The organism is Streptomyces sp. BR123, assembly GCF_013401435.1.
GTDB lineage: Bacteria > Actinomycetota > Actinomycetes > Streptomycetales > Streptomycetaceae > Streptomyces.
In genome coordinates this window covers 1-9670 of the sequence record NZ_JACBGN010000266.1, presented here as the reverse complement: position 1 = coordinate 9670, position 9670 = coordinate 1, and the positions used below count along the sequence as shown (strand labels likewise).

Below are 9670 nucleotides of genomic sequence, written 5' to 3'. Positions count from 1 at the left end.
GGGAGGAACAGGAGGGCGGGCAGGAACGCGTCTCCTCCGGCAGCCAGGCCGGCTGCCGGAGGCGTTGCGGGCCGCGCGGCTGCCCGACGTGGTCCTCACGACGGACGGAACGCCTGCCGGTCCTCTGCCGCCGGATCGTCGTCGCGATCCGGGAGGTCACCCGCCGGTGATGCAGGGGCGGAAGGCGTCGTCCGGGTCGGCGGCCTCCGCCTTGCGCGCAATCCGGAGGTGCTCCTCAACGCATCACTCCCCAGGGCGAGTTCCTCCAAGGCCGACGCGGGCTCCTGCAGACGTTCCCGTTCCGGCGGCAGGAAAGGCGCCAGTCGTACGGCAGCCGGCACTCGGACGTTCCCGGACGGCAGGGCATGACGACGGCGCCCCCGCCCGGAGTGGAATCCGGACAGGGGCGCCGTACGGGTTGCTGCCGATCGGCAGCGGGAGCCTTACAGGCCGAGCTCGACCTCGAACTCGCCCGCCTCCAGGATCGCCTTCACGGCCGTGAGGTACCGGGCCGCGTCCGCGCCGTCCACCAGGCGGTGGTCGTAGGACAGGGTCAGGTACGTCATGTCGCGGGCGCCGATGACGGTGCCCTCGGCGGTCTCCATGACCACCGGGCGCTTCACCGTGGCACCGATGCCCAGGATCGCGACCTGGTTCGGCGGCACGATGACCGTGTCGAACAGCGCGCCGCGCGAGCCGGTGTTGCTGATGGTGAAGGTCGCGCCGGACAGCTCGTCCGGGGTGATCTTGTTGCTGCGGACCTTGCCGGCCAGCTCGGCCGTCGCCTTGGCGATACCGGCCAGGTTGAGGTCACCGGCACCCTTGATGACCGGGGTCATCAGGCCCTTCTCGGAGTCGACGGCGATGCCGATGTTCTCCGAGTCGAAGTAGGTGATGGTGCCCTCGTCCTCGTTGATCCGGGCGTTGACGACCGCGTGGGCCTTCAGCGCCTGGGCCGCGGCCTTGACGAAGAACGGCATCGGGGACAGCTTGACGCCCTCGCGGGCGAGGAAGCCGGCCTTGGCCTTCTCGCGCAGCTTCATGATCTTGGTGACGTCCACCTCGACCACGGACGACAGCTGCGCCTGCGAGTGCAGGGCCTTCATCATGTTGTCGCCGATGACCTTGCGCATGCGGGTCATCTTGACCGTCTGACCGCGCAGCTCGGACACCGCGGCGGCAGCGGCCGGAGCCGGAGCAGCGGCGGCGGCCGGAGCCGGGGCGGCAGCGGCGGCCTTGGCGGCCTCGGCGGCGGCCAGGACGTCCTGCTTGCGGATACGGCCGCCGACGCCGGTGCCCGTGACCGTGTTCAGGTTGACGCCGGCCTCGGAGGCGAGCTTGCGCACCAGCGGGGTCACGTACGCGCCCTCGTCACCGGTGACCGCCGGAGCGGCCGGGGCGACGGGAGCGGCCGGGGCGACCGGAGCCGGGGCGGCCGGGGCGGCCGGAGCAGCCACCGGTGCCGGAGCCGCGGCCGGAGCGGCCGGAACAGCCGGAGCCACCGGGGCGGCCGGAGCCGGAGCCGGAGCCGGAGCCGCGGCGGCCGGAGCCGGAGCAGCGGCGGCCGGAGCCGGAGCAGCGGCGGCCGGGGCCGGGGCGGCGGCCGGGGCAGCGCCCGCGACGCCGATGACGGCCAGACGGGCGCCGACCTCGGCGGTCTCGTCCTCGCCGACCAGGATCTCCAGCAGCGTGCCGGAGACCGGCGCGGGGATCTCGGTGTCGACCTTGTCGGTGGAGACCTCGAGCAGCGGCTCGTCGGCCTCGACCGTCTCGCCGACGGCCTTCAGCCAGCGGGTGACGGTGCCCTCGGTGACGGACTCGCCCAGGGCGGGCAGCACGACGTCGGTGCCGGACGCGGCCGGGGCAGCGGCGGCGGGGGCCTCGGCCACCGGAGCCGGGGCAGCGGCAGGCGCCTCGGCGACCGGAGCCGGGGCGGCAGCCGTCTCGGCTGCCGGGGCGGGGGCCTCGGCGGGGGCGCCGGAGCCGTCGTCGATGACGGCCAGCTCGGCGCCGACCTCGACGGTCTCGTCCTCGGCGACCTTGATGGAGGCCAGGATGCCGGACACGGGGGAGGGGATCTCGGTGTCGACCTTGTCGGTCGAGACCTCGAGCAGCGGCTCGTCGGCCTCGACGCGCTCGCCCTCGGCCTTCAGCCAGCGGGTGACAGTGCCCTCGGTGACGCTCTCGCCGAGCGCCGGAAGGGATACGGAAACCGCCATGGTTTCAGTTGCTCCTTACGAATGGTGCGGTGTGTGGTCGTCGCGCCCGTGACTGGATCAGTCGTGTGCGTGCAGGGGCTTGCCGGCCAGGGCCAGGTGGGCCTCGCCGAGCGCCTCGTTCTGGGTCGGGTGCGCGTGGATGAGCTGCGCAACCTCGGCCGGCAGGGCCTCCCAGTTGTAGATCAGCTGGGCCTCGCCGACCTGCTCGCCCATCCGGTCACCGACCATGTGGACGCCGACCACGGCACCGTCCTTGACCTGGACGAGCTTGATCTCGCCCGCGGTCTTCAGGATCTTGCTCTTGCCGTTGCCCGCCAGGTTGTACTTCAGGGCCACGACCTTGTCCGCACCGTAGATCTCCTTGGCCTTGGCCTCGGTGATGCCGACGGAGGCGACCTCGGGGTGGCAGTAGGTCACGCGCGGCACGCCGTCGTAGTCGATCGGGACGACCTTCATGCCGGCCAGGCGCTCCGCGACCAGGATGCCCTCGGCGAAGCCGACGTGCGCGAGCTGCAGGGTCGGGACGAGGTCGCCGACGGCCGAGACGGTCGGCACGTTCGTCTGCATGTACTCGTCGACCAGGACGTAGCCGCGGTCCATCGCGACGCCCTGCTCCTCGTAGCCCAGGCCCTGGGAGACCGGGCCGCGGCCGATGGCGACCAGCAGCACCTCGGCCTCGAAGGTCTTGCCGTCGGCCAGGGTGACCCGGACGCCGTTCTCGGTGTACTCGGCCTTGTCGAAGAAGGTGCCGAGGTTGAACTTGATGCCGCGCTTGCGGAAGGAGCGCTCCAGGATCTTGGAGCTGTTCTCGTCCTCGACCGGGACGAGGTGCTTCAGGCCCTCGATGACGGTGACGTCGGTGCCGAAGGACTTCCACGCCGAGGCGAACTCGACGCCGATCACGCCGCCGCCGAGGATGATCGCCGACTCCGGGACGCGGTCCAGGACCAGCGCGTGGTCGGAGGAGATGATCCGGTTGCCGTCGATGTTCAGGCCCGGGAGGGACTTCGGCACGGAGCCGGTCGCCAGCAGGACGTGGCGGCCCTGGATGCGCTGCCCGTTCACGTCGACGGAGGTCGGGGAGGACAGGCGGCCCTCACCCTCGATGTAGGTCACCTTGCGGGAGGCGACCAGACCCTGCAGGCCCTTGTACAGGCCGGCGATCACGTCGTCCTTGTACTTGTGCACGCCGGCGATGTCGATGCCCTCGAAGGAGGTCTTCACGCCGAACTGCGCGGCCTCGCGCGCCTGGTCCGCGATCTCGCCCGCGTGCAGCAGAGCCTTGGTGGGGATGCAGCCGTTGTGCAGGCAGGTGCCGCCGAGCTTGTTCTTCTCGATCAGGGCAACGTCCAGACCCAGCTGGGCAGCGCGCAGGGCCGCGGCGTAGCCGCCACTGCCACCGCCGAGGATCACTAGGTCGAAAACGGTGCTGGCGTCGTTCGCCACGTCACGTCCTCCATGCATGTGCGCCGGGCACCGGTCCTCTGCGACCGGGCGGCGGCTGGTGTTCGGCCGCTTGTTTCTTCGGCCCTGTGGTGGGCCCTGTCCTGCCGAGAACCCATCTTCGCATTTGTCGCGGGAACACGGGACGCCGGGCCCGGACTGTGGCAGGTCGTTCTGCCGGAAGAAGGGGTTACCGAGGCGTAGAAACCTACGGATTTCGTTGTGCGTGAACATCCGGCCCCTTGATCGGGTCGCTCCGAGGGCCGGGCGTGCGTCGTGCGTCACATGTCAGCTGTCACACCGCGCGGCCTGCGCCGCGCGGTGTGACAGCCGTGTGCGTCAGCCCAGGTCGCCGGTGGCCGTGCGCTCGGCCAGCCGCACCAGGGTGCGCACGGCCGAGCCGGTGCCGCCCTTGGGGGTGTAGCCGTACGGGGCGCCCTCGTGGAAGGCCGGGCCCGCGATGTCCAGGTGCGCCCAGGTGATGCCCTGGCCGATGAACTCCTGCAGGAAGAGGCCGGCCACCAGGCCGCCGCCCATGCGCTCGCCCATGTTGGCGATGTCGGCGGTGGGGGAGTCCATGCCCTTGCGCAGGTCGGCGGGGAGCGGCATCGGCCAGGAGGCCTCGCCGACCTCCTCCGCGATCTCGTGGACCGAGGTCCGGAAGGCGTCGTCGTTGGCCATGACGCCGAAGGTGCGGTTGCCCAGCGCCAGCACCATCGCACCGGTCAGGGTGGCGACGTCGACGATCGCGTCCGGGTTCTCCTCGGAGGCCTTGGTCAGGGCGTCGGCCAGGACGAGCCGGCCCTCGGCGTCGGTGTTGAGGACCTCGACGGTCTTGCCGCTGTACATGCGCAGCACGTCGCCGGGGCGGGTGGCGGAGCCGGACGGCATGTTCTCGGCGAGCGCGAGCCAGCCGGTGACGTTGACGGCCAGGCCCAGGCGGGCCACGGCGACGACGGCGGCGAACACGGCGGCGGCGCCGGACATGTCGCACTTCATCGTCTCGTTGTGGCCGGCCGGCTTCAGGGAGATGCCGCCCGAGTCGTAGGTGATGCCCTTGCCGACGAAGGCGAGGTGCTTCTCCGCGTCCGGGTGGGTGTAGGCGATCTTGACCAGGCGCGGCGGGTTCTCGGAGCCCTTGCCGACGCCCATGATGCCGCCGTAGCCACCCTTGACCAGGGCCTTCTCGTCCAGGATCTGGACCTTCATGCCGTGCTCCTTGCCGGTCGCCGAGGCGATCGAGGCGAAGGAGGCCGGAGTGAGGTCGTTCGGCGGGGTGTTGATCAGGTCGCGGGCGGTGTTGACCTCGGACGCGACGACGACGGCGCGCTCGGCCGCGGCCTTGTGCTCCTTGTCGCGCGGCTTGGCGCCCAGCAGGGCCACCTCGGCGAGCGGGAGCTTCGGGCCGCCGTTCTTGGCGCCCTTCTTCTCGCCGCCCTGGTACGCGGTGAAGGCGTACGCGCCCAGCAGGGCGCCCTCGGCGACCGCGGTGACGGCGGAGGCGTCCTCCAGGGGGAGCGCGAACGCGGCCTTCTTGCTGCCGTGCAGGGCGCGGGCGGCGGCGCCGGCGGCACGGCGCAGCGCCTCCTCGTCGTAGGACTCCTCGTCGCCCGGCACCGGCCCGAGGCCGACCGCCAGCACGACCGGGACCTTGAGGCCGTCCGGCGCCGGCAGCTTGGTGGTCTCGCCTTCGGCGCCGGACGCGCCCAGGGCGTCGAGCACGGCGGCGAGCTTCCCGTCGTACGCGTTGTCCACGGCCTCGGCGCCCGGGGCCACGACGGGGCCCTTCGGGCCCTTCGCGACGCCGACCACGAGGGCGTCGGCGCGCAGCGTCGCCGCGCCGGCAGTGCTGAGAGTCAGAGCAGTCACGGTGGTGAAGTCTCGCTTCCGTTTGTGTTGTGGGCCGAGTGGGTGGGACGGCCATCCGGAGCGATCGTATTCCGGCCCGACGGCTGCCGGAAAATGAGCCTACGCGCAGCAGCCGGACCGTACGCCATTCCAGGGTTTGGCAAGTTGTTCGACCAGGCCGTTCCGAGGTTCACCCATCTGTGGTCTCTGTTCCAGGTTTGCCCGTTGGGGCTGGCGAGGTCCGAGAGACTCGACCCACTCTCGCAAGGGGACGCGGGGTCCCTTTGCATGATTTCCACAGAGCCTCCTCGGTCCGGCCTGGCGCCAAGGGCCGTAGTCGAGTGATGCCTGCGGGGGGAAAGGCCGAAATGGTCAACAAAAGCCGGATGAACAGGGTTGCGGCCGCAATGGCCGCCGCAGCACTGGTATCCGTTGCATTGCCCGGCGCGTCCGCCCGGGCGGCGGCCGTCACACCGCGAATCGACCTGAAAATCCTCGTCGTCGACGACGGCGGCAGTTCCGTCGAGGCGATCACCGCAGAGCTCCGCGACACCGGAGTTCCCTTCACGCGCGTCCAGCTGGGCAGCAGCAGCCGTCCGGTGATCGACGCCGCGTTCCTCAGCGACCCCTCCGACAGTGCCACCGGCCGGCCGCGCGCCAAGTACCAGGGCGTGGTGCTGCCCAACGAGAACCCGTTCGGGGAGGGCTCGGCCGAGATGGCGGCGCTGGCCGCGTACGAGACCGCGTACGGGATCCGCCAGGTCGACGCCTACACCTGGGCCCACCCGGGCGTCGGCCTGGAGTACAGCGACAACGGCGGCTACAGCGGGCAGCTCGACGGGATCCAGGCGGCGGTCACCGACGCCGGCAAGGCCGGCCCGTTCGGCTACCTGGGCGGGCAGGTCGCCTTCGAGGACAACTCCGCCCTGATCCCCGAGAGCTACGGCTTCATGGGCGCGCCCCGGACGGGCTACACCAGCTACGTCGACGCGCCCGTCGGCTCGGGGCGGGCCTCGCTGGTCGGCGAGTACACCCACGACGGCCGCAGCGAACTGGTCGTCACCTTCGGCTACAACCAGCACCAGCAGCAGTTCCGGCTGCTCGCCCGCGGCATCGTCGACTGGCTGACCCAGGGCGTCCACCTCGGCCAGAGCCGCAGCTATTTCGCCGTCCACGTCGACGACGTCTTCGCCCCCGACGCCCGCTGGAACAAGGACCTCAACTGCACCCCCGGCGACTACGCCTGCGCGGGCGGCGAGGGCAGGGAGAGCACCATCCGGATGACGGCCGCCGACGCCCGGTACGCGGCGCAGTGGCAGCAGGGCAAGGACTTCAAGCTCGACATGCTCTTCAACGGCGGCGCCGGCGAGGAGTGGAAGGCGGAGAACGGCGGCACCGACGACCTCACCGCGCAGCTCGTCGCGGACCGGGCCCAGTACCGCTGGCTCAACCACACCTACACCCACCCGTTCCTCGGCTGCGCCCAGGACACCGCCACCGTGCCGTGGACCTGCGTCAAGGACGCGAGCGGCGCCATCACCTGGATGAGCCGCGCCGAGATCTCCGCCCAGATCCGCGACAACGTCGACTGGGCGGCGTCCAAGGGCATCGCCCTCGACCGCACCGAGCTCGTCACCGGCGAGCACTCCGGCCTGAAGACCCTCCCGCAGCAGCCCCAGGACAACCCCAACCTCGCGGGCGCGCTCGCCGACAACGGTGTCACATGGGTCGGCAGCGACAACTCCCGCGAGCCGGCGCAGCGTCCGGTCGGCGCCGCCCGGACCGTCCCCCGCCACCCCATGAACGTGTACTACAACACGGGCACCAACGCGGAGATGGCCGACGAGTACAACTGGATCTACACCAGCCGCGCCCACGGCGGCAGCGGCATCTGCGAGGACAACCCGGCGACCTCCACCTGCCTGCCCGCCCCCCTCGACACCGCCACCGGATACCTCGACCACATCGTGCCCGCCGAAGCCCGCACCGCCCTGCGGCACGTCCTGGCCAACGACCCGCGCCCGCACTACGTCCACCAGTCCAACCTCGCCGAGGACCGCACCCTCTACCCCGTGCTGGACCGCGTCCTCGACACCTACCGCACCCTGTACGCGCCCAACACGCCGATCGTGAACCGCAGCCTGAAGGAGATCGGCACCGAACTCGGCCGCCGCGCAGCCTGGGACAAGGCGCTCGCTGCCGGCCGGGTCACCGCGTACCGGATCGGGACCACCGTCACCGTGAAGGCCCCCTCCGGGGTCCTCGCCCCGATCACCGCCCCGAACGGCACGAAGAAGCAACTCCTGCTGGGCACGGCCGACTTCGGCACCGCCTACGCCGGCAACCGCTCGGCCTGGACCGGCCCCGAGCTCCTCCAGTCGTGCATCACGCTCAGGCTGACCGGCTGACCGGCTGACCGGCTGACCGGCTGACCGGCTGACCGGCTGACCGGCAGCACACGCCCACCGGCCGAGCGGGCCCCGAACCCGCTCGGCCGCATCCCTGCGCGAGCGAGCGCCTCACCACATCACAGTCCGGGGGGACACACCGCAATGAGCCATGGGCGCCACGTCACCATGCTCACCGAAGGCACCTATCCGCACGTCCACGGGGGAGTCAGCACCTGGTGCGACCAACTGGTCCGCGGCATGCCGGAGGTCGACTTCAACCTCATAGCCCTGACCGGTACCGGCCGCGAGCCGGTCACCTGGGAGTTGCCGCGCAACATCTACCGGCACACCGCCTTCCCCCTGTGGGGACCCGCCCCCGGCCGCAGCCGCGGACCGGCCCTGCGCGGCAAGGCGCACCGCCGCTTCACCGAGACCTACGAGGCCTTCCTCCTCTCCCTCCTCGATCCTCCCCCGGCCGCAGCCGGGGCTGCCCACACCCCCGCCGGCGCCGCGGACGGCCCCGGCCGCAGCCGGTTCTCCGAGGCCCTGCGCGAGCTCGCCGTCCTCGCCCGCTCCGGCAGGCTCGCCCCCGCCCTCCGTTCCGAAACGGTCCTGCGCCTGCTGATGGCCGTATGGACCAGGCCGGGCCTGGCCACGGCCGCCGCCGCGCCCACCGTCCACGACGCGCTCACCGCCGCCGACCTGCTGGAGCACGCGCTGCGCCCGCTGTCCGTGCGGATTCCGCCCGACAGCGTCGCCCACGCCGTCAGCAGCGGCCTCGCCACCCTGCCCGCGCTCGCCGCCAAGTACCTCGACGGGGTGCCCTTCCTGCTCACCGAGCACGGCATCTACCTGCGCGAGCGCTACCTCGGCTACCGCCGGGCCGCCGAGCGCTGGCCCGTCAAGGCCCTCGTCCTCAGCTTCTACCGCGAGCTCAACACCGAGGGCTACCGGCAGGCCGACCTGATCACTCCCTGCAACCAGTACAACCGCCGCTGGGAGGAGCGCGGCGGCGCCGCCGCCGACCGGATCCGCACCGTCTACAACGGCGTCGACCCGTACGCCTTCCCCGAGGCCGGACCCGAGCCCGAGGTGCCCACCCTCAGCTGGTGCGGCCGCATCGACCCGATCAAGGACCTCGAAACCCTCATCCGCGCCTACGCGTTCATGCGCGCCGAGCTGCCCGCCCTGCGGCTGCGCCTGTTCGGCCCGGTCCCGGCCGGCTGCGAGGACTACAGGCTCCGCCTGGAGAAGCTCGCCGCCGAACTCGGGGTCGGGGACGGGATCACCTACGAGGGCCGGATCGCGGAGGTCGCCAAGGCGTACGCCGCCGGCAGCCTCGTGATGCTGTCCAGCATCAGCGAGGGCTTCCCCTTCAGCATCATCGAGGCCATGTCCTGCGGCCGGACCACCGTCTCCACCGACGTAGGCGGCGTCCGCGAGGCCGTCGGCGACACCGGCCTCGTCGTCCCGCCGCGCGAACCCGAGACCATGGCCCGCGCCGCCCTCGCCCTGCTCCGCGACGACGAACGCCGCGCCGAGCTGGGCCGGCTCTCCCGCGAACGCGTCGTCGAGAAGTTCACCCTCCACCAGTCCGTGGACGGCTTCCGGCACATCTACCGGGAGCTCGCGGGCCAGCCCGTCCTGCCCGTCCACGCGGGCGACGACCGGACCCAGCGGCTCGCCGCCCCCTGGTACCGGGAGCTCGCGGCCGACGGGAGCCCGTGGTGAGCGGATCCCTCTGGCTGCGCACCCCCGGCGGCGACACCC

At 71.8% G+C, this 9670-nt stretch carries 5 protein-coding genes; 2 read left to right on the top strand and 3 right to left on the bottom strand.

Annotated features, from left to right (window positions below):
- Positions 1-443: 443 nt before the first annotated feature.
- From sucB to HYE82_RS29125, 3 genes are all read right to left on the bottom strand, one after another.
- On the bottom strand, positions 444-2219 hold the full coding sequence (gene sucB, locus HYE82_RS29135; protein WP_179177171.1) for a 2-oxoglutarate dehydrogenase, E2 component, dihydrolipoamide succinyltransferase: 1776 nt from the start codon (positions 2217-2219) through the stop codon (positions 444-446).
- 57 nt (positions 2220-2276) lie between these two features.
- Positions 2277-3665, bottom strand: a complete 1389-nt coding sequence (gene lpdA, locus HYE82_RS29130) for a dihydrolipoyl dehydrogenase (RefSeq protein ID WP_179177170.1) — start codon at positions 3663-3665, stop codon at positions 2277-2279.
- A 336-nt stretch (positions 3666-4001) separates the two neighbouring features.
- Positions 4002-5531 carry a leucyl aminopeptidase gene (locus HYE82_RS29125; protein WP_179177169.1) on the bottom strand — a complete coding sequence of 510 codons (1530 nt, stop codon included), beginning with the start codon at positions 5529-5531 and terminating at the stop codon, positions 4002-4004.
- A gap of 386 nt (positions 5532-5917) precedes the next feature.
- Between HYE82_RS29125 and HYE82_RS29120 the strand changes: the two genes are divergently transcribed.
- Both HYE82_RS29120 and pelF read left to right on the top strand, forming a co-directional pair.
- Positions 5918-7918: a hypothetical protein gene (locus tag HYE82_RS29120; RefSeq protein WP_306439648.1), complete on the top strand. Its 2001-nt coding sequence runs from the start codon at positions 5918-5920 to the stop codon at positions 7916-7918.
- A 144-nt stretch (positions 7919-8062) separates the two neighbouring features.
- On the top strand, positions 8063-9631 hold the full coding sequence (pelF, locus tag HYE82_RS29115; protein ID WP_179177167.1) for a GT4 family glycosyltransferase PelF: 1569 nt from the start codon (positions 8063-8065) through the stop codon (positions 9629-9631).
- Positions 9632-9670: the final 39 nt, after the last annotated feature.